This window comes from Stenotrophomonas sp. PAMC25021, from assembly GCF_004795795.1.
GTDB lineage: Bacteria > Pseudomonadota > Gammaproteobacteria > Xanthomonadales > Xanthomonadaceae > Stenotrophomonas > Stenotrophomonas muris.
This window is the reverse complement of sequence record NZ_CP039255.1, coordinates 1979760-1999308: the sequence shown is the minus strand read 5'-3', so window position 1 is coordinate 1999308 and position 19549 is coordinate 1979760. Positions and strand designations below refer to the sequence as shown.

Below are 19549 nucleotides of genomic sequence, written 5' to 3'. Positions count from 1 at the left end.
TGCGCGGCGCTGCTGTAGAGCCGAGCCCATGCTCGGCTCCCTTTCGGCACATCATCCAGAGGCAGCCGAGCGTGGGCTCGGCTCTACAGTAAACCGCCCTCACGCCCGGTGCGGGGTACCCAGGTACTCGGCGCTCTGCATCTCGATCAGGCGCGAGGCGGTGCGTTCGAACGCGCCCTGCAGGCGCTGGCCGGTGTACAGCTCGATCGGCGAGGTGCTGGCGGTGCAGACCAGGTTGACGTGGCGGTCGTACAGCTCGTCGATCAGGTTGACGAAGCGGCGCGCGGCATCCTCATTCAAGCGGTCGAAGGCGGGAATGCCGCCCAGCAGCACCGTGTTGAACTCGTGCGCGATCTCGATGTAATCCGAGGGCCCGCGCGGGCCTTCGCACAGCGCGGCGAAATCGAACCAGGCAATGCTCTTGCCGCGGCCACGCACCGGGATCTTGCGGCCCTCGATCTCGATGTTGCCGGGCTTGGCCGGCTGGCCGCCGCTCAGCTCGTTCCAGCGCGTGGCCAGCCAGTCGTCGCTGTTGGCCGCCAGCGGTGCGCGGTATACCGGCGAGCGGGTCAGCGCGCGCATCCGGTAATCCTCGGTACCTTCGGCGTACAGCTCGACGCAGAAGCGCTGCAGCAGGCCGATGGCCGGCAGGAAGCTCTCGCGCTGCAGGCCGTTGAGGTACAGGTTCTCCACTGCGGTGTTGGAGGTGGTGACCAGGGTCACGCCCTCGGCGAACAGGCGCTCGAGCAGCCGCGCCAGCAGCATCGCATCGCCGATGTCGGTGACGAAGAACTCGTCCAGCACCAGCACGCGCAGGTTGCTGCGCCATTCCTGGGCGATCTTCGCCAGCGGGTCGCTCTGGCCCTGGTGCTCGCGCAGGCGCTCATGGACGCTGCGCATGAAGCGGTGGAAATGGGTGCGGTACTTCTGCTTGATCGGCAGCCCGTCGTAGAACAGGTCGACCAGGAAGGTCTTGCCACGACCGACGCCGCCCCAGAAGTACAGGCCCTTGATCGGCTCGGGCTTCTTCCAGAACGAAGACAGGCGGTCCAGCCAGCCATCCTCGGCACTGTCCAGCAGGCCCAGGTGGATGCGGTCCAGCTCGGCCAGCGCCGCATGCTGGGCCGGATCGTTCTGCCAGTCGCCACGGGCAACCCCTTCCGCATACCGCTGCGACGGGGTCAGCTCGGGTGCACTCATGCCGCCGCGCCCAGCCAGTGCTTGACGCCGTGGGTCAGCGCGCCGCGCAGGTCGATCAGCTTGCGGTGGAAGAAGTGGCTGGTCTCGGGCATGCGTACCAGCTCATGCGGGGCGTCCAGCGTGTCCAGCCACTGGTAGACGGCCTGCGGGTCGACGATCTCGTCCTGCTCGCCCTGGATCACCAGCCAGCGCGCCGGCGGCGCGATGCCGTCGAAATCCCAGCGACCGGCCGGCGGCGCGATCGAGATCAGCGCTTCCGGCTGCAGCGTGGCGGCGGCCTTCAGCGACACGAACGCACCGAAGCTGAAACCGGCCAGCCACAGGCGGTCGTCCGGGCGCTGGCTGCGCACCCAGGCCGCGACGGCCTTCAGGTCATCCTGCTCGCCCACGCCGCCATCGAAGGTGCCAGCCGAACCACCCACGCTGCGGAAGTTGAAGCGCACCGTGGCGATGCCCAGCTCGCGCAGGGTGGAGGCGGTCATGGTGACCACCTTGTTGTGCAGGGTGCCACCTTCGGTGGACAGCGGATGGCAGACGATGGCCACGATCGGCTGCACCGGCACATCGGCCTTGGGCAGGTCGACGACCACTTCCAGCGGGCCGGCCGGGCCGTCCAGTTCGAGGCAGGCGGTTTCGCCGGGGGCGACGGGGAACAAGGGCTTGTGCATGGCACCATGATACCGTCCCCCGCCCCTGCCCTGTGCCCGCCCCATGCTCTATCTGTCACTGGCCGTGATCTGCAGTGTGCTGGTTTCGGTGTTGTTGAAGGTGGCCGCACGCCGCCAGCTGGATGTTGCGCAGATGGTCACCTGGAACTATCTGGTGGCGGCAACGCTCACCGCCGTGGTGCTGCAGCCACCGCTGGATGCGCTGCGCGCGCCGCGTGCGCCGTGGCCGTCACTGCTGGCGCTGGCGGTGGTGCTGCCCTCGATCTTCCTGGTACTGGGCCGCGCGGTGGCGGTGGCCGGCATCGTCCGCAGCGACGTGGCGCAGCGGCTGTCGTTGCTGCTTTCCCTGGCCGCCGCCTTCCTGTGCTTCGGCCAGACCGCAACGCCCTGGAAACTGGCCGGCCTGGGCCTGGGCCTGCTGGCGATGGTGGCCATCAGCCTGCGCCCGCGCGGCCCGGCGGTGGCGTCCTCACCCGGCGGCTGGGGCTGGCTGCTGGGCGTATGGGCCGGATTCGCAGTGGTGGACGTGCTGCTCAAGCAGGTGGCGCTGTCCGGCACGCCGTCGATGGCGGCGGTGCTGGCCAGTTTCAGCGTCGCCTTCGTGCTGATGCTGGCAATGCAGCTGTGGCGGCATGTCAGTGGCCGCAGCCGACTGGCCTGGCGCAACCTCGGCGCGGGTGCACTGCTGGGCCTGCTCAATGGCGGCAACATCCTGTTCTATGTGCATGCGCACCAGGCGATGCCAGAGAGCCCGGCCACCGTGTTCGCCGGCATGAACATCGGCGTGGTGGTGCTGGGCGCGCTGGTAGGCATGTTCGTCTTCGGCGAGGCCACCACGAAGTGGAACCGCGCCGGCCTGGCACTGGCGGTGCTGGCGATCGGGATGATCGCCTGGGGGTGAGCGATACCCGGGGTCGGATCCCATTCCCACGGAATGGGCTCTGACCCCTACGCCTCAGACCCCGCGATGCCTTGGGTCAGAGCCCATTCCGTGGGAATGGGATCCGACCCCGGCCTGGCGCGTTACTTGTCGAAGCCCAGCAGCAGCGGGTCGTGGTCGGAGCTGCGCCACGGGCCCTGCACGTTGCGGCCCTGGTAGCCGCTGGCGTCCTGCTCGTCGGCGTTGCTGTGCCATTCGGCGGCACCGCGCAGGCGCCTGGCCATGCCCGGGTTCAGCAGGGCGTGGTCGAGGCGGCCGGTGTAGCCGTTGTAGACGTAGCTGTAGGGATGCTCGACCTTGGCAACCTTGAACGCGTCCTGCCAGCCCAGATCATGCAGGGCGCGGATCGGGTCTTCCATCGCGTAGGCATTGAAGTCACCCAGCAGCACCGCGTCCCTGGCGCCGGTACCGGTCGGATCGGTCTGCAGCCAGGCGTGCAGCTGCTGCGCCGACGTCACACGGGTGGCGTTCCAGCAGCCCTGATTGTCGTTGCGATCGGCGTCGGCACCGGCCGCGTCACGGCAACCCTTCGATTTGAAATGGTTGGCAACCACCACGAACGGCGCGCCCTGCTTGCCCTGGAAGGCCTGCGCCAACGGTACGCGGCTGTGCTCGACGAACGGGCCGCCGGTCAGCGTGGCCGGCTTGCCGACCGGCTGCAGGCGCGTGCTTCGGTAGATGATCCCGACCCGGATCGGGTTGTCGCCGGGGCCGTTGCCGGCGTCGACGAAGCGCCAGTCGCCCTGCGCGCCGCGGTCGCGGTTGAGCGCATCGACCAGTTCGGCGATGGCCGACTGCGGGCCGTAGCCGTCGTTCTCCAGTTCCATCAGCGCAGCGACATCGGCGCCCAACGCATTGACCGTGGTGACCAGCTTGGCGAGCTGCGCCTTGTGCTCGTCCAGCGTGCGCGCGCCGCGCAGCGTCGGGAAGCCACCGCCCTGGCCGTCACCATTGAAGAAATTCTCCAGGTTGAAGGCGGCCACGTGCAGGCTTCCCGGCACCGTGGGTACTGCCGGGCGCTTCAGTTCCGGCAGCTTCAGCGCGCCTTCGACCTGCAGGCGCGGATGGCCCTGCGCGTCCACGCGCACGATGCCCTCCACATTGCGCAGTTGCATGCCGGTGCGCAGCACCGGGTTGCCCGGCAGGTAGGGCACGCTGGCGGGGTCGCGGGCATCGCTGCCATCCTCCAGCACCAGGCGGCGGCGCTGGTTGTCGGCCATCACCTGCTCATAGCCGGCAGTGCCCGGCGCGGCCACTTCGGTCGGCTGCCAGAGGCGGCCATCGAACGCCACCGTGAGCTGGCCGAAGTGCTGCAGGCCATCGGTACCGGCCAGGGTAAGCGGCGCGGCGATGCGCACGCGCTGCCCATCCAGCGCGCGCCAGTCGGCCGGCGCAGCGGTCAGCACCACAGTGGCGCTGCCGCGCGCGACGGAGGGCGGCGCGACCGGCGTGGCCTGCGGCTGGGCCTGGGCAAAGGCGCCGGCCGGCAGCAGCAGGGACAGGGCAAGGGCGAGGGAACGGCGGCGCATCAACGGGCGACTCCATGGAAGAGGCGCACAGACTAACCCTGAAATGCGAAACCCCGCCTGCGCAGCGGGGGCATATGAGCGATCAGGCCTCGGTGGGCAAAGCCGGGGGATCGTAGAGCCGAGCCCATGCTCGGCTGCACCTGGCCACACCGCGCGGAGAGCAGCCGAGCGCGGGCTCGGCTCTACAGGAAGCGGCGCGTTGCGGCGGTTACTTCAGGTTGCCCAGCATCCAGTCCACGGTGGCGTGGATCTGTTCTTCGGTCAGCGCCGGGTTGCCGCCCTTGGGCGGCATGATCCCGCCGTCGGGGCCGGTATAGCCCTCGATGGCGTGCTTGTAGAGGGTGTCCTTGCCCTGCGCGATGCGCTTGTCCCAATGCGAATGGTCCAGCGTCGGTGCCATGCCCACACCGTTGGTGTGGCAGGCGGTGCACAGGTTGTCGAAGATCACCTTGCCATCCTTGGTGCCGCCGTAGGCCACCTGCGACGCCGCCTTGGCCAGCGCGGCGGCCTTGGCCGCGGCCTGCGCGGCGGCGCCGGTGCTGCCGGCATAGACCGCGCCGGTGGGCGAAATGCGCTGTTCGGTGCGCTTGGCCGCAGTGGGCGACACCTCGGGCGGAATCCGGGTGTGGATGTAGGCGGCAAGGAGGATGAGGCCGAGGGTGATGGTCGCCAGCAGCGCGATCACCATGGAGAAGCGTTTCAGGAACTCCAGATCGTAATTCCGCACTCTTCGTTACCCCTGGCTGATAGTCGTTGGACCACGGCTGAGCGACTGCGTGATGGACCGAGTATAGAACGCGCCTTGCGTGCGACAACAGGCGTCACTGCTGGTGCGGCGCAACATGCCGGGGGCTGGGGTCGGGGATGGGGTCAGATCCCTTTTGCGCCGCAAAAGGGATCTGACCCCAGCAACAGAAGCCGGCCAGCGGCCGGCGCTACCGGATTACCGGGGCACCGATCGCGCGCAGGCAGAAGCTGCAGATCGCATCCACCAGCGCGTCTTCGTCGCGGTGCGCTTCGCGGCTGGGCGCGGTCGGACCGACCATCGCTTCGGTGAAGGCGCCGACCAGGCACGCGGCGGCCACATGCGCGTCCTGCGCCGGCAGCTCACCGGCGGCCACGCCTTCCTCCACCAGCCGCAGGAACACGTCGCCGAACGCGCGACGTCCGCGCATGCGCTCGGCCTCCACGTCCGGATCGACCGGTTCGACGATGAAGGCGTGCGCCAGCCCCGGCCCGGCCAGGGCGCGGCGGACGAAGGCGGTGATTGCCAGCCGCAGGCGCTCGCTGGCCACCTCCGGACCGCTGGCGATGCGCTCCATGATCGCGACCTCGTGGGCCACCGCGGCGTTGAGCACCTCCACGAACAGCTCGGCCTTGGACGGGAAGTGGCGATAGATCAGGCCGGTGGACACCCCCGCCTGGGTCGCCACGGCGGTCACCGGGGCGTTGCGCCAGCCGCCGGTGGCGACCAGCTCGCGGGTGGCCAGCAGGATCCGTTCACGGGCGCCCGCCAGGCGTTCTTCCATCAATGCAGAGCGTTTATAGGCCATGTTCTGATTCTAGTTTCAATTTTTGAATTCGTATTCACTTCTTATCCGAACCCCGCTACGCTGGGGCCATCGCCCGTGCGGGTGGCGGTCCTGCCGACCGCCGCCCGCTCCCCCGCCGGGTGCGTCCATTCCCTGCCATCCCGCCGTGGAGCCACCACAATGCACGTGCCATCCCTGAACTTCGATCTTGGCGAAGACATCGACCTGCTGCGCCAGAGCGTGGCCCATTTTGCCGCCGCCGAGGTCGCACCGCTGGCCGCCGAGGCTGATGCCAGCAACCAGTTCCCGCTGGCCCTGTGGCCGAAGCTGGGCGAACAGGGCCTGCTCGGCCTCACCGTGGAAGAAGAATACGGTGGTACCGGCATGGGCTACCTGGCCCACGTGGTGGCGATGGAAGAAATCTCGCGCGCCTCCGGCGGCATCGGCCTGTCCTATGGCGCGCACTCCAACCTGTGCGTGAACCAGCTGCGCAAGAACGGCAACGAAGAACAGAAGCAGCGCTTCCTGCCCGGCCTGTGCAACGGCAGCCTGGTCGGCGCGCTGGCGATGAGCGAACCGGGTGCCGGTTCGGATGTGGTGTCGATGAAGCTGCGCGCCGACAAGCGCGGCGACCGCTACGTGCTCAACGGCAACAAGATGTGGATCACCAACGGCCCGGATGCCGACGTGCTGGTGGTCTACGCCAAGACCGACATGGAGGCCGGTGCCAAGGGCATCACCGCGTTCCTGGTCGAGAAGGGCATGAAGGGCTTCTCCACCGCGCAGAAGCTGGACAAGCTCGGCATGCGCTCCTCGCCCACCTGCGAGCTGGTGTTCCAGGACTGCGAGATTCCCGAAGAGAACGTGCTGGGCCAGGTCGGCGGTGGCGTGCGCGTACTGATGTCCGGCCTGGACTACGAGCGCGTGGTGCTGTCCGGTGGCCCGCTGGGCCTGATGGCCGCGGCCATGGACGTGGTCATGCCCTATGTGCACGAGCGCCACCAGTTCGGCGAACCGATCGGCAGCTTCCAGCTGATCCAGGCCAAGATCGCCGACATGTACGTGGGCCTGGGTGCCTGCCGCGCGTATGTCTATGCCGTGGCGCGCGCCTGCGACCAGGGCCGCACCACCCGCCAGGACGCCGCCGGTGCGATCCTGTACGCCGCCGAGAAGGCCACCTGGCTGACCGGCCAGGCGATCCAGATCCTCGGCGGCAATGGCTACATCAACGAATACCCGACCGGCCGCTTGTGGCGCGACGCCAAGCTGTATGAAATCGGCGCCGGCACCTCGGAGATCCGCCGCATGCTGATCGGCCGCGAACTGTTCCAGCGCACCCTGTAAGGCCACCGCGATGACCGTCCTGAACAGCCAGCTGCAACCGGGCAGCGAAACGTTTGAAAGCAACCGCGCGGCCATGCAGGCCGTAGTCGACGACCTGCATGCCACCCTCGCGCGCACCGCGCTGGGTGGCAGTGAGGCGGCACGCGCCAAGCACACCGCGCGCGGCAAGCTGCTGGTGCGCGACCGCATCGACGCCCTGCTCGACCCCGGCAGCGCCTTCCTGGAAATCGCGCCGTTGGCCGCGCACGGCATGTATGAAGACGCCGTGCCCGCCGCGGGCGTGGTGGCCGGCATCGGCCGGGTGAGCGGCGTGGAATGCGTGATCGTGGCCAACGACGCCACGGTCAAGGGCGGCACCTATTACCCGATGACGGTGAAGAAGCACCTGCGCGCGCAGGAGATCGCCGAGCAGAACCACCTGCCGTGCATCTACCTGGTCGATTCCGGTGGCGCGTTCCTGCCGCTGCAGGACGAAGTCTTCCCCGACCGCGACCATTTCGGCCGCATCTTCTACAACCAGGCCAACCTGTCGGCGCAGGGCATTCCGCAGATCGCCTGCGTGATGGGCAGCTGCACCGCCGGTGGCGCCTATGTGCCGGCGATGAGCGACGAGACCGTGATCGTGCGCGAGCAGGGCACGATCTTCCTCGGCGGCCCGCCGCTGGTGAAGGCGGCCACCGGTGAAGTGGTCACGGCCGAGGAACTGGGTGGCGCCGACGTGCACACCCGCATCTCCGGCGTGGCCGACCACATGGCCGACAACGATCTGCAGGCACTGGCACGGGTGCGCGCGATCATCGCCCAGCTCAACTGGCGCAAGCCGGAACCGGCGATGGCGGTGCGGCCCCCTGAAGCGCCATTGCTGCCGGCCCATGAGCTGTATGGCGTGATCCCGGCCGATACGCGCAAGCCCTACGACGTTCGCGAAGTGATCGCGCGGCTGGTGGATGGCTCGCGCTTCGACGAGTTCAAGCCGCGCTACGGCGCAACGCTGGTGACCGGTTTCGCCCATCTGAACGGCTACCCGATCGGCATCATCGCCAACAACGGGATCCTGTTCTCCGAGTCGGCCCTGAAGGGCGCGCACTTCATCGAGCTGTGCACCCAGCGCAACATCCCGCTGGTGTTCCTGCAGAACATCACCGGCTTCATGGTCGGCCGCAAGTACGAACAGGGCGGCATCGCCAAGGACGGCGCCAAGCTGGTGATGGCGGTGGCCTGTGCCAGGGTGCCCAAGTTCACCGTGGTGATCGGCGGCTCGTTCGGTGCCGGCAACTACGGCATGTGCGGCCGTGCGTACTCGCCGAACTTCCTGTGGATGTGGCCGAACGCGCGCATCGGCGTGATGGGCGGCGAGCAGGCCGCCAGTGTGCTGGCCACGGTCAAGCGCGATGGCATTGAAGCCAAGGGCGGCCAGTGGCCGGCGGCGGAAGAGGATGCCTTCAAGGCACCGATCCGCGACCAGTTCGAACAGCAGGGCCACCCGTACTACGCCAGCGCGCGCCTGTGGGACGACGGCGTGATCGATCCGGCCGACACCCGCCAGGTGCTGGCGCTGGCGCTGTCGGCCAGCCTCAACGCCGCCCCGCAGCAGACGCGCTTCGGCGTGTTCCGCATGTGACCCGTGCCATGACCGAGCACGCTCCTATGAAGCACGTTGCCATGTTCAGCAAAGTCCTGATCGCCAACCGCGGCGAAATCGCCTGCCGCGTCATCGCCACCTGCCGCCGCCTCGGCATCGCCACCGTGGCGGTGTATTCCGATGCCGACCGCAACGCACGCCACGTGCGCCTGGCCGATGAAGCCGTCCACATCGGCCCGGCCGCCGCACGCGAGAGCTACCTGCGCAGCGATGCCCTGCTTGATGCCGCGCGCGCTACCGGCGCACAGGCCATCCACCCCGGTTACGGCTTCCTGTCCGAGAATGCCGACTTCGCCGATGCCTGTGCCGCCGCCGGCATCACCTTCATCGGGCCACCGCCCAGCGCCATCCGCGCGATGGGTGACAAGAGCGCGGCCAAGGCGCTGATGGCCAAGGCCGGTGTGCCGCTGACGCCGGGTTACCACGGTGACCAGCAGGCGCCGGACTTCCTGCGCGCGCAGGCCGATGGCATCGGCTACCCGGTGCTGATCAAGGCCAGCGCCGGTGGCGGTGGCAAGGGCATGCGCAAGGTCGAACGCAGCGAGGACTTCGTCGATGCGCTGGCCAGCTGCCAGCGCGAGGCGGCCTCGGCGTTCGGCAACGACCACGTGCTGGTCGAGAAGTACGTCGAGCGCCCGCGCCATATCGAGATCCAGGTGTTCGGCGACAGCCACGGTGAGGCGGTCTACCTGTTCGAGCGCGACTGCTCGGTGCAGCGCCGCCACCAGAAGGTGCTGGAAGAAGCACCCGCGCCGGGCATGAGCCCCGAACGTCGTGCTGCAATGGGCAAGGCCGCGGTCGATGCCGCACGCGCAGTGGGCTATGAGGGGGCGGGCACGGTGGAATTCATCGCCGGCCCGGACGGCGATTTCTACTTCATGGAAATGAACACCCGCCTGCAGGTCGAGCACCCGGTCACCGAATACATCACCGGCACCGACCTGGTGGAGTGGCAGCTGCGCGTGGCTTCGGGCCAACCGCTGCCGCTGCGCCAGGACCAGCTGGCCATCCATGGCCACGCGATCGAAGCGCGGCTGTACGCCGAGGATGCCGACCGTGGCTTCCTGCCCTCCACCGGCACCCTGCGCCGCCTGCGCCTGCCGGCAGCGTCGGCCAACGTGCGCGTCGATACCGGCGTGGAGGAAGGTGACAGCATCACCCCGTACTACGATCCGATGATCGCCAAGCTGATCGTCTGGGACGTGGACCGCGACGCCGCGCTGCGCCGCATGAGCCAGGCCCTGGCCGACTGCCAGGTGGTGGGCGTGACCACCAACGCCGGCTTCCTGCGCCGCCTGGTGAATACCGATTCGTTCGCGCACGCCAGGCTGGATACGGCGCTGATCGAACGCGAACAGGCGGCATTGAGTGCCGTGGGCGACGCGGGTGCGGACCTGTGGCTGCTGGCCGCCGTGGCCGCGGTGGCAAGCACGGCGCCCGCCAGCACCGACGTGCGCGATCCGCATTCGCCGTGGCGGTCACAGGATGGCTGGCGCCTCGGTGCGTCCGCGCCGCGCGTAGTGCCGCTGCAGCAGGGCGAACGCAAGCACACGCTGAAGGTGTGGGCGCAGGCCGATGGCTGGCGCGTGCAGTGCGATGACGCTGCACCGGTGCGGGTGATCGGCACGGCCGATGTGCACGGACTGACGGTGCAGCTGGGCGAGCGCCGCGGGTCGCTGCAGCTGCTGCGCGACGGTAACCAGCTGTACCTGTTCGGCGCCGACGGCCAGCACCGCTTCACCCTGCATGATCCAGTGGGTGAATCGGACCACGCCGTGGCCGACGCCGGCAGCCTGCTGGCACCCATGCCGGGCAGGATCGTGGCCACGCTGGTCGCGGCCGGTACCGAGGTCAAGCGCGGCACGCCGCTGGTGGTGCTGGAAGCGATGAAGATGGAGCACACCCTGCAGGCACCGGCCGATGGCACGGTGAAGGGTTACCGTGCCAAGGCCGGCGACCAGGTCGGCGACGGCGCGGTGCTGGTGGACTTCGAGGCGACCTGATCGCCGGGGCGGCGGCCGCTCAGCGGTCGTCGCCCGTCGCCACCCGCCCGGCCGGATCGAATTCGGCCGTGTCCAGCGTGGCACTGCGCCAGCCCAGGCCACAGATGGCCATCGCGCTCTGGCCGATGCCATCGAACCCAAAAGCACGATCGACATCGGCATCGTTGATCGCCGCTGTCACGAATGCTGCCAGCCCGCGCTCGGTGGCGCACAGGTACAGCAACTGCGAAATGTGGCCCACGTCCAGCGTCACCGCACGGTGCGCCTTGGCATGGTTGCGATACTTCCAGAAGCAGCGGTCATAACGCGGTGCCAGTACCAGCAGCGCTGGCGCATCGGCGAACCACGCCTGCCCGGACAGCATCCGCCGCGCCATCGCAGGCAACGCCTGCGGCGGTGGCGAGGGCAGCGGCAGCACGGCGTGCTGCACCGGATGATAGTGGTACAAGCCCGGTGCCAGTCCTTCCACGTTCTGCACCAGCAGGAAGCCCTCGGTGGGGTGCAGGCCGCCACCGGAAGGCACGTTCTTCTTCAGGAACTCGGTATCGCGCTCGACCTTCTGCACCGCGTGCGCCATCAACGTCCGCTGCAGCACCTGGGCCAGCAGTGGCAGCGGCAACGCGCGCTGCGGGTCGAAATTGCGGCAGGTGGTGCGACGCGCCAGCAGTGCATCGAACGCGGCCTCTTCGCTGCGCGGCAGCGGCTGGTAGTCGCCCTGCATCGGCTGCACCACCGGCGGTGGCGGCCCCAGGCGCTGGCGCAGGCCGGCCGCGGTGTCCAACCCCTGCCGGCGCATGTCCTCCACGCTGTCCACGGCCTGCCAGCGCGCATGGCGATGGGCCAGCGCAGCCAATGGCCACCACTGGCTGCGCCGCAGCGCCTCGTCGCGCATCTGGTGCCCCACCTCGCTCGGTGGGTCGGTCAACAGCAGGCCCTGTTCGACCAGGCGGGCCAGCATGGCCGGGCAGGCATCGGCGGGCGGTTCGCTCCAGCGGTGCGCGCTGAGCCCGCCCAGCAGCTGGCGCTCCTCGGCGTCCACCGGCAGTGGCTGGTCCAGGTGGGCGGCCAGCGCCACCCAGCTGATCTGGCTGTCCATCTCGGCGTGGCCGGCCAGCATCGCGCGCAGGTCCAGGGTGACCGCCTCGCGAGGCTCGAACATCAGGCTGGCGCAGCGGCGCAGGCGCATCGGTTTCCTTCCTTGTGCCGCACAGCCGGCATAGCAGCAACGACCGCAGCGCGGCCAACTTTAGCGACGTGCACAGCGCGGCCCTCAATGGCGGGCTGTCGCGGCCGATACGAGTAGCTCCACCTACGGACAATCCCCATGAGCCATCCCCGTCTTTCCGCCGCCGACGCCAGCACCCTGCTGGACCACCTGATCGGCAGCGAAGCGTTCCGCAGCCACTTCACCGCTTCGCCGGCCAAGGCCCTGGCCTCGATCGGGCTGGACGGTGCCGTTGGCGAAAACGACTGCATGAAGATCGGCACCCTGGCCTCGGTCGAGGAGCTGAGCCGCACCCGTGATTCGCTGCATGCGTACCTGAGTACCTCGACCGCCTCGATGACCGTGGTGTTCTGCTTCGAAGCCGACCGCATCGACGAGCGCGTCAACGCCTGAGTCCGCATCAGCGCGACACTCGCACCGACGTCGCCTCGGTGGCGATGTCGTGCACATTCAGGGGTTGCCAGACCTGCATGGACGCCACCTCGGCAATGGCCTGGCCGTGGTGCCGGGCCAGCCAGGCCTGCTCGCGACGCACGCCGGCAGTGTCCTGCTCGGCACGCAGTGCCTGCAGCAGCACAACGTGGGCCTGCACAGGTTCGCTGCCATCAAAGGTGGGCTCGAGCAGATGGCGTGCCGCCCGCGGACGCTGTTGCGCCAGTTCGGCCATCGCCAACACAACCCGACGCCACTTGCCCACCACAGGGCTGCGCTGCCGCTCCAGCAGTTCGCCATGGTCGCGCAGCCACTCTGCGGCCAGCGCATGCTGGCCCTGGCGCTGGGCCAGATAAGTCAGGGCCAGCAGCTGCAGGCTGCGGCTGCCCACGGCGGAGTCGTCGTTGTTCCGCAGCAGCGGCCGCAGCACGGCGGCAATGGATTCAAGCTCCTTCGCATCGCCGGCCGTGCACAGCGTGGTCACGGTGGCGTGCTGCAGGCGTTGATGGATCTGGTAGTCGATCAGATCCGGTGCTGGACCGTCCGCAGCAATCGCGGCATGCAAACTGCTGCAATCACGCTGCTCCGCAGCCACCAGCAGGTGGGCCCGCAGGCGCATGCGCTGTTGCAGGTCGTCCCCCCGCGGCAACCGCATCAACAGCTGCTGCGCCTGTGCATCCAGGCCCTGCGCAACCAGCACGTCCACATCCAGGTCGTCGGCCTCGTCATTGCCGCGCAGCATCCGTGCCTGGCGCAAGGTGCGCATTGCCTGCTGCGGCTGGCCGAGGCCCAGCTGTGCCCGCGCCAGATGGATGGTCGGATACAGCCGCAACGGGTCCTGAGGCACCGTCGCGGCGCGCGCATAGGGCTCGGCCTCGGTGAAGCGATTGTCCTGCAGCAACCCCCAGGAGGTATTGGACAGCCCAGCAAACGAATCCGGATAGATCTTGGCCAGTGCACGCCACTGTTCCAGCGGCCAGCCACCGGGTTCCAGTTCGGCCTGCCAGCCCTTCAGGTACAGGCGCTCACGCGCGGGCAGGCGCTGCTGCTGGGCCAGCGCGTGCTCCAGCGCGTCACGCGCGTCCGCGACCTGCGCGGTGCGCGCATGCAGCTTGGCCACGCCCATGTAGGCCAGGGCAAAACCGGGATCGATGTCGATCGCGGCCTGGTAGAGGTTGCGGGCTTCTTCGAAGCGACGCTGACCCAGTGCGCTCTCGGCCAGCGCGAACGCGCGCAGTGCGCGCAGGTCCTGGGTCGAGGCGCGCGGCAGCGGCAGGGATTGCTCCAGGCTGGCCACCGACTCGCCCAGTCCGCGACGCAGGCGACCGACCACGTCGTCCACGGCGAACACCATCTGGTCGGATCGATCGGCGGTGGCGGTGAAGGTCTGGATCACCTGGCCACTGCCCGGTGCGGCAACATCGATGGCCAGCTCGTAGCCACCGATCTTCTGCCGCACGGTCGGCAGCAGCACCGCGCGCGCGCCCTCCCGCACCGCCACATCGACCGCGGTATCGCGGTTGAGCCGGGTATCGCCCGAGAGCCGCGCCATTTCCAGGCTTTCGCGGATCTTGCCTTCCGACAGCACGTTCACGTAGCGCGACTGTTCCAGCGCGATCCGGATCGCGTGCCGCATCGAGTCATCGAAGATCGGATCGCCGGTGAGGTTGTCGACATCGCCAAGCACCACCCAGTCACGTTCGGCGAAGGCAATGGCCGGCTCCGACCGCAGCAGCAGCCAGCCGCCCAGCACGGCCGCGGCAAGGATCAGGCCTTCGGCGGCCAGCACCAGCGGTTGCCGCCACAGCGGCAGGTCGCGGCGCGCCTTGGCGTTGGCGCGCGGCATGCGCAGCGGCGCCGAACCGATCTCGCCCACTTCGATCACTTCCTGCACCACCGGCACGCCCTTGAAGCGCCAGCGCCCGTGCGATTTCCACAGCAGGCGCGTGCCACGCTCGCCCAGTGCATCGGTGGCACGGCGGGTCAGCGATTCGGCCACCGCCGACAGCAGGATCTGGCCGGGGCGGGCCAGCATCATCAGGCGCGCCGCCATCGGCTTGGCCAGGCCTTCCACCTCCATCGACTTGGCACCGGCACGGACCGCCTCGGCACTGTTCTCCCAGGTCAGCACGTCGCCCACGTGCAGGCCGGCGCGCGCGCGCAGTTCAATCGCGCGCTGCTGGCCCAGCGCGTGCAGTTCGCGCTGGTAGTCCAGGGCGAAGCCCAGTGCGTCGACGACGCGCTCGAACAGCATGAACAAGCCATCGGAGCGATCGATCAGCTGGCCGTTCCAGCGCTGCTGCAGCACCAGTACCAGGCGATCGTGTTCCTGGAACAGGCTTGCCGCCGCCACATCGCCGATCCGCTCGACCAGCTGCAGCGAATCACACAGATCGGTGAACAGCAGGGCGCGCAGCTGTGGGCTATGCGGGGCTGACGTTCCGTTGTCGCCATTCATCGCCTGCCTCTCCCTATTGGCCGTCCGGATCATCCGCCCAGCGCAGGCAGTTGCCGCCATCGCGCTTGGCCTGGTACAGCGCACGATCCGCGCAGGCATACCACTCGCTCCAGCCTGCCTCCGGCGCCAGCAGGCAGGCGCCGATGCTGACCAGGCTCACATGCGGCGTGCCATGGCTGCGCTCGAGCAGGCCATGCACCGCACTGATGATGAACTCGGCCGCGTGCTGCACGATCTCGTGATTGCCACGGCGCAGGATCAGGCAGAACTCATCGCCACCAAGCCGGCAGGCCAGGTCCTGCTCGCCGGCCATCGAGCGCAGGATGTTGCCCATGCTCTGCAGCACGCGGTCGCCGGCCTGGTGGCCGTGGCGGTCGTTGATCTGCTTGAAGCGGTCGCAATCGATCAGCAGCAGCGCCTGCGGCGGCCCCTCGGCCCGCTCGCGGCACTCCTGCAGGTACAGGGTGAGGCCTCGCCGGTTGTGCAGCCCGGTCAGTTCATCGGTACGCACCAGCTCACGGGTGTGGGTCAACTGATGGGTAGTGATGTACAGATTGTCCAGCGCGGTTTCCAGATCGTGGTTGCGCCGGCGCAGCTGTGCGATCAGTGCCTGTTCGTTGGCCAGCACGCGCATGATCGTGCGGCGCAGGAAATAGGCCACCAGGCCGGGATCGGATTCGACCAGCCGATGGAAATCGGCCGGGCCCAGCTCCAGCACATCGCAGTCGACCAGCGCGCGCGCACTGGCGCTGCGCAGGTGGTCGCCGACCAACAGGCCCAGTTCTCCGAAGAACTCGTGCTGCCCGAGCGTCTTGATCACCAGGTCCTCGCCGAAGTCCAGTTCGATCTGGCCTTCGAGGATCACATACATGCGCTCGCCGCGGTGGCCACGCTGGAACAGCCACTGTCCGGCACGGAGCTTGCATGCGCGGGCGAATCTGGCGAACAATGCCACCTCGGCATCGGACAACAGAGCGTGCACGATCTCGGCCATCGCCACCCGGGCGATACCTGTCGTCACATCACTGTTCTCGGCCGCACCCCTGCCGGTCATTCCCTGCACCCGCCGCCAGCGTCCCCTGGTGAGCCGCGGAGCATAGCACCGCTTTAAAGTGTGCGCCCTATCTCATTTTGACCCTTCTGCCGATCTTGATTGATGTGAAGATCGGTGATGGCCCGTTCTGGTCACGGGTGTCCGGGCAAAACTCCTGCTGGATCAATCCGATGCCGGGTTTCACAGGGTTTCGGCCAAGTTGCCGGCACCGGGGTGCGCCTGATTGACGCTCCGCGCGTGCTGCGCCCTTGCATCGATACAACAACGCCGGCAGGTCCCCCGACCGGCCGGCGTTGTCTGGCCCTTCCCTGGCCACCCTGATCACCCGGAGCCCGGTAGTGCCGGCCGCTGGCCGGCAACTGCATGGGCTTCGGAAACATCGATGGGTTGCCGGCCAGCGGCCGGCACCACCGGATCACGCGGCGCGCCGCATCACGCCGCGCGTTCGCTGCGCCCGCCATGGAACTGTTCTTCCTCGGTCGAGCCGGTCAGCGCGGTGGTCGACGACTGGCCCTGCTGGATCGCCTGGGTCACCGCATCGAAGTAGCCGGTACCGACCTCGCGCTGGTGCTTGACCGCAGTGAAGCCGCGCTCGGCCGCTTCGAACTCGGCTTCCTGCAACTCGACGAACGCGCTCATCTGGCGGCGTGCGTAGCCGTGGGCCAGGTTGAACATGCCGTAGTTCAACGCATGGAACCCGGCCAGGGTGATGAACTGGAACTTGTAGCCGTAGCTGCCCAGTTCGCGCTGGAACTTCGCAATGGTGGCGTCGTCCAGGTTCTTCTTCCAGTTGAAGCTGGGCGAGCAGTTGTAGGCCAGCAGCTTGCCCGGGAACTTCGCATGGATCGCCTCGGCGAACTTGCGTGCGAATTCCAGGTCCGGCTTGCCGGTCTCGCACCACACCAGGTCGGCGTAGGGCGCGTAGGCCAGGCCACGGCTGATCGCCTGGTCCAGGCCGTTGCGGGTCTTGTAGAAGCCTTCGACGGTGCGCTCGCCGGTGGTGAACGGCTTGTCGTTGCCGTCGATGTCGCTGGTCAGCAGATCAGCCGCTTCGGCATCGGTGCGCGCCACCAGCAGGGTCGGCACGCCCAGCACATCGGCGGCCAGCCGCGCGGCATTGAGCTTCTCGATCGCCTCGCGGGTCGGCACCAGCACCTTGCCGCCCATGTGCCCGCACTTCTTCACCGACGCCAACTGGTCTTCGAAATGCACGCCGGCGGCACCGGCCTCGATCATCGCCTTCATCAGCTCGAACGCATTGAGCACGCCGCCGAAACCGGCCTCCGCATCGGCGACGATCGGCTGCAGGAAGTCGATGTCGTCCTTGCCTTCGGCGTGGTGCAGCTGGTCGGCGCGCAGCAGCGTGTTGTTGATGCGCTTGACCACTGCCGGCACCGAATCGGCCGGGTACAGCGACTGGTCCGGATACATCTGCCCGGCCAGGTTGGCGTCGGCCGCCACCTGCCAACCGGACAGGTAGATCGCCTTCAGGCCCGCCTTGACCTGCTGCATGGCCTGGTTGCCGGTCAATGCACCCAGCGCGTTGACGAACTCGCGCTCATGCAGCGACGCCCACAGCTTCTCCGCACCCAGGCGGGCCAGCGAATGCTCGATGTGGACGGTGCCGCGCAGGCGCACCACTTCGGCGGCACTGTAGTTGCGCTGGATGCCTTCCCAGCGCGGGTTGGTATCCCAGTCGTGCTGGATCTGTTCGGCAGTGGGCAGCTTGCTCATGTCTTTCTCCAGTTCGGTTCGTGCGTGCAGCGGGGAGGGAAACGGCGGGAAACGCGGGCGGCGATCAGTCGATGCGCGCGTAGGCCGGCAGGGTCAGGAAATCGGTCAGTTCGTCGCTGCGGCTCAGTTCGCCGAGCAGGGCGATGGCCTCGCCGATGCGTGCGCCACCGGGCAGCGTGGCGGTGTCACCCAGCCGTGCCGGCAGCTGAGCCAGCGTGGCATCCAGCAGTGCCAGGTCGATGGCGGTGCCATCGTCCAGCTGCTGGCCCGGCGTATGCAGCCACTGCCACAACTGGCTGCGGCTGATCTCGGCGGTGGCCGCGTCCTCCATCAGGTGGTGGATCGGCACGCAGCCGTTGCCATCCAGCCATGCCGCCAGGTAGCGCACGCAGACTTCCACGTTGCCTTCGAAGCCGGCGCGGGTGATGGTGCCGGGCGGCCGTGCGATCAGTTCGTCGCGGCCGACGCACACATCCTGGCGCAGCACGCTGTGCTGGTTCGCACCGGGCATGTGTTCGTCGAAGATCGCCATCGCCACCGGAATCAGCGCCGGATGCGCGACCCAGGTGCCGTCGTGGCCGGCGGTCACTTCGCGCAGCTTGTCAGCGCGCACGCGGGCCATCGCCTGTTCGTTGGCGGCGGCATCGTTGTTGATCGGAATCTGCGCGGCCATGCCACCCATCGCATGTGCACCACGGCGATGGCAGGTCTGGATCAGCAGTTCCGAATAGGCCTTCAGGAACGGCTGGGTCATGGTCACCTGGCCGCGCTCGGGCAGCACGCGGTCGGCGTGGCGCCGGAAGGTCTTCAGGTACGAGAAGATGTAGTCCCAGCGCCCACAGTTCAGGCCGACGATGCGGTCACGCAGCGCGTGCAGGATCTCATCCATCTCGAACACCGCCGGCAGCGTTTCGATCAGCACGGTCACCTTGATCTGGCCGTGCGGCAGGCCGAGCATGCCTTCGATGTGCGACAGCGCGGTTTCCCACAGCGCCGCCTCTTCCATGCTCTGCAGCTTGGGCAGGTAGAAGTACGGGCCGCGGTCCTTCGCCTGCAGGGTGCGGGCGTTGTGGAAGGCGAACACCGCCGCGTCGAACAGGCCGCCGGCGATGAACTGGCCATCGATGCGCACGTGCTTTTCGTCCAGGTGCCAGCCACGCGGGCGCACGATCAGCACCGCCTGCTCGTCATACGGGCGCAGCGTGTAGTGCTTGCCATTGGGGGCGGTGTAGTCGAGATCGCCACGCACCGCGGCGGCCAGCGACTGCTGCCCGGCCAGCAGGTTGCGCCAGGTCGGCGAGGTCGAATCCTCGAAGTCGGCCATGAACACCTTGGCGCCGGAGTTCAGCGCGTTGATGGCCATCTTCGGATCGGTCGGGCCGGTGATCTCGACGCGGCGGTCCTGCAGCGCGGCCGGCAGCGGCGCAACGCGCCAGTCGCCGCTACGGATCGCAGCGGTGTCCTCGCGGAAGTCCGGCAGGCCGCCCTGGTCGAAGAACGCCTGGCGCTCGCGGCGCGCCTGCAGCCGTGCCTGCCGGCCCGGTTCCACCGCACGGTGCAGCGACACCAGCAGGGCCAGCAGCGGCGCCGGCAGCACGGTGTCCTGGCCGGCCACGCGGGTCGCCAGGGCGATGCCGGGGGTAGCCTTGCTGGCAGGGGTGGGAACAGCGGAAGCGACGGCGGACATGGGGCGACTCCAGCGGTGGGGGAACGTCTCCACGGTGCCGCTGGGCCGGAGTATTTGGCAAAACAGTTTTTGCAATGTTCGACATAAGTTGTGCTAATACT

At 68.3% G+C, this 19549-nt stretch carries 15 protein-coding genes; 5 read left to right on the top strand and 10 right to left on the bottom strand.

Annotated elements, in window-relative coordinates; genetic code table 11:
- Nucleotides 1-99: 99 nt before the first annotated feature.
- Complete coding sequence (zapE, locus tag E5790_RS09415; protein ID WP_136191735.1) at nt 100-1200, bottom strand: cell division protein ZapE; 1101 nt, start codon at nt 1198-1200, stop codon at nt 100-102.
- On the bottom strand, nt 1197-1868 hold the full coding sequence (locus E5790_RS09410; protein WP_014645576.1) for a CocE/NonD family hydrolase: 672 nt from the start codon (nt 1866-1868) through the stop codon (nt 1197-1199). The genes zapE and E5790_RS09410 overlap by 4 nt, the downstream gene beginning before the upstream one ends.
- Nucleotides 1869-1911: 43 nt before the next feature.
- On the opposite strand from E5790_RS09410, the gene E5790_RS09405 reads away from it, so the two are divergent.
- Nucleotides 1912-2769 (top strand): EamA/RhaT family transporter, encoded by an 858-nt coding sequence (locus tag E5790_RS09405; RefSeq protein ID WP_111206550.1) that lies wholly within the window; start codon nt 1912-1914, stop codon nt 2767-2769.
- Between the two features lie 122 nt (nt 2770-2891).
- Here the strand turns inward: E5790_RS09405 and E5790_RS09400 are convergent, their stop codons facing one another.
- The 3 genes from E5790_RS09400 to E5790_RS09390 form a co-directional block, all read right to left on the bottom strand.
- Nucleotides 2892-4337: an ExeM/NucH family extracellular endonuclease gene (locus tag E5790_RS09400; RefSeq protein WP_049441793.1), complete on the bottom strand. Its 1446-nt coding sequence runs from the start codon at nt 4335-4337 to the stop codon at nt 2892-2894.
- Nucleotides 4338-4545: 208 nt separating this feature from the next.
- A complete protein-coding gene (locus E5790_RS09395; RefSeq protein ID WP_014035592.1) occupies nt 4546-5064 on the bottom strand; it encodes a c-type cytochrome in 519 nt (172 codons plus the stop codon).
- Nucleotides 5065-5272: 208 nt separating this feature from the next.
- Nucleotides 5273-5890 carry a TetR/AcrR family transcriptional regulator gene (locus tag E5790_RS09390; RefSeq protein ID WP_014645572.1) on the bottom strand — a complete coding sequence of 206 codons (618 nt, stop codon included), beginning with the start codon at nt 5888-5890 and terminating at the stop codon, nt 5273-5275.
- 159 nt (nt 5891-6049) lie between these two features.
- Here E5790_RS09390 and E5790_RS09385 point away from each other — a divergent pair, with 159 nt between their 5' ends.
- The 3 genes from E5790_RS09385 to E5790_RS09375 are packed head-to-tail and all read left to right on the top strand — an operon-like array spanning nt 6050 to nt 10858.
- Nucleotides 6050-7213, top strand: a complete 1164-nt coding sequence (locus E5790_RS09385; RefSeq protein ID WP_014645571.1) for an isovaleryl-CoA dehydrogenase — start codon at nt 6050-6052, stop codon at nt 7211-7213.
- Between the two features lie 10 nt (nt 7214-7223).
- Nucleotides 7224-8834, top strand: a complete 1611-nt coding sequence (locus tag E5790_RS09380; RefSeq protein WP_014645570.1) for a carboxyl transferase domain-containing protein — start codon at nt 7224-7226, stop codon at nt 8832-8834.
- 41 nt (nt 8835-8875) lie between these two features.
- Entirely contained in the window at nt 8876-10858 is a 1983-nt protein-coding gene (locus E5790_RS09375; protein ID WP_136191734.1) for an acetyl/propionyl/methylcrotonyl-CoA carboxylase subunit alpha, read from the top strand.
- Between the two features lie 19 nt (nt 10859-10877).
- Here E5790_RS09375 and E5790_RS09370 read toward each other — a convergent pair whose 3' ends face one another.
- Nucleotides 10878-12044: a putative peptide maturation dehydrogenase gene (locus tag E5790_RS09370; RefSeq protein ID WP_046427993.1), complete on the bottom strand. Its 1167-nt coding sequence runs from the start codon at nt 12042-12044 to the stop codon at nt 10878-10880.
- 138 nt (nt 12045-12182) lie between these two features.
- On the opposite strand from E5790_RS09370, the gene E5790_RS09365 reads away from it, so the two are divergent.
- On the top strand, nt 12183-12476 hold the full coding sequence (locus E5790_RS09365) for an NHLP-related RiPP peptide (protein ID WP_014645567.1): 294 nt from the start codon (nt 12183-12185) through the stop codon (nt 12474-12476).
- A 7-nt stretch (nt 12477-12483) separates the two neighbouring features.
- On the opposite strand, the gene E5790_RS09360 is transcribed toward E5790_RS09365, so the two are convergent.
- From E5790_RS09360 to aceB, 4 genes are all read right to left on the bottom strand, one after another.
- On the bottom strand, nt 12484-14973 hold the full coding sequence (locus E5790_RS09360; protein ID WP_046427990.1) for a putative peptide modification system cyclase: 2490 nt from the start codon (nt 14971-14973) through the stop codon (nt 12484-12486).
- Nucleotides 14974-14986: 13 nt separating this feature from the next.
- Nucleotides 14987-16027, bottom strand: a complete 1041-nt coding sequence (locus tag E5790_RS09355; RefSeq protein WP_032956218.1) for a GGDEF domain-containing protein — start codon at nt 16025-16027, stop codon at nt 14987-14989.
- 432 nt (nt 16028-16459) lie between these two features.
- Nucleotides 16460-17761, bottom strand: a complete 1302-nt coding sequence (gene aceA / locus E5790_RS09350) for an isocitrate lyase (protein ID WP_136191733.1) — start codon at nt 17759-17761, stop codon at nt 16460-16462.
- Between the two features lie 64 nt (nt 17762-17825).
- Nucleotides 17826-19448 carry a malate synthase A gene (aceB, locus tag E5790_RS09345; RefSeq protein WP_136191732.1) on the bottom strand — a complete coding sequence of 541 codons (1623 nt, stop codon included), beginning with the start codon at nt 19446-19448 and terminating at the stop codon, nt 17826-17828.
- Between the last annotated feature and the right edge of the window lie 101 nt (nt 19449-19549).

What these genes read in the sequence shown, in the direction of transcription:
- zapE (WP_136191735.1), bottom strand. Translation starts at nt 1,200, where the DNA reads ATGAGTGCACCCGAGCTGACCCCGTCGCAGCGGTATGCGGAAGGGGTT.
- E5790_RS09410 (WP_014645576.1), bottom strand. Translation starts at nt 1,868, where the DNA reads ATGCACAAGCCCTTGTTCCCCGTCGCCCCCGGCGAAACCGCCTGCCTC.
- E5790_RS09405 (WP_111206550.1), top strand. Translation starts at nt 1,912, where the DNA reads ATGCTCTATCTGTCACTGGCCGTGATCTGCAGTGTGCTGGTTTCGGTG.
- E5790_RS09400 (WP_049441793.1), bottom strand. Translation starts at nt 4,337, where the DNA reads ATGCGCCGCCGTTCCCTCGCCCTTGCCCTGTCCCTGCTGCTGCCGGCC.
- E5790_RS09390 (WP_014645572.1), bottom strand. Translation starts at nt 5,890, where the DNA reads ATGGCCTATAAACGCTCTGCATTGATGGAAGAACGCCTGGCGGGCGCC.
- E5790_RS09385 (WP_014645571.1), top strand. Translation starts at nt 6,050, where the DNA reads ATGCACGTGCCATCCCTGAACTTCGATCTTGGCGAAGACATCGACCTG.
- E5790_RS09380 (WP_014645570.1), top strand. Translation starts at nt 7,224, where the DNA reads ATGACCGTCCTGAACAGCCAGCTGCAACCGGGCAGCGAAACGTTTGAA.
- E5790_RS09375 (WP_136191734.1), top strand. Translation starts at nt 8,876, where the DNA reads ATGTTCAGCAAAGTCCTGATCGCCAACCGCGGCGAAATCGCCTGCCGC.
- E5790_RS09370 (WP_046427993.1), bottom strand. Translation starts at nt 12,044, where the DNA reads ATGCGCCTGCGCCGCTGCGCCAGCCTGATGTTCGAGCCTCGCGAGGCG.
- E5790_RS09365 (WP_014645567.1), top strand. Translation starts at nt 12,183, where the DNA reads ATGAGCCATCCCCGTCTTTCCGCCGCCGACGCCAGCACCCTGCTGGAC.
- E5790_RS09360 (WP_046427990.1), bottom strand. Translation starts at nt 14,973, where the DNA reads ATGAATGGCGACAACGGAACGTCAGCCCCGCATAGCCCACAGCTGCGC.
- E5790_RS09355 (WP_032956218.1), bottom strand. Translation starts at nt 16,027, where the DNA reads ATGACCGGCAGGGGTGCGGCCGAGAACAGTGATGTGACGACAGGTATC.
- aceA (WP_136191733.1), bottom strand. Translation starts at nt 17,761, where the DNA reads ATGAGCAAGCTGCCCACTGCCGAACAGATCCAGCACGACTGGGATACC.
- aceB (WP_136191732.1), bottom strand. Translation starts at nt 19,448, where the DNA reads ATGTCCGCCGTCGCTTCCGCTGTTCCCACCCCTGCCAGCAAGGCTACC.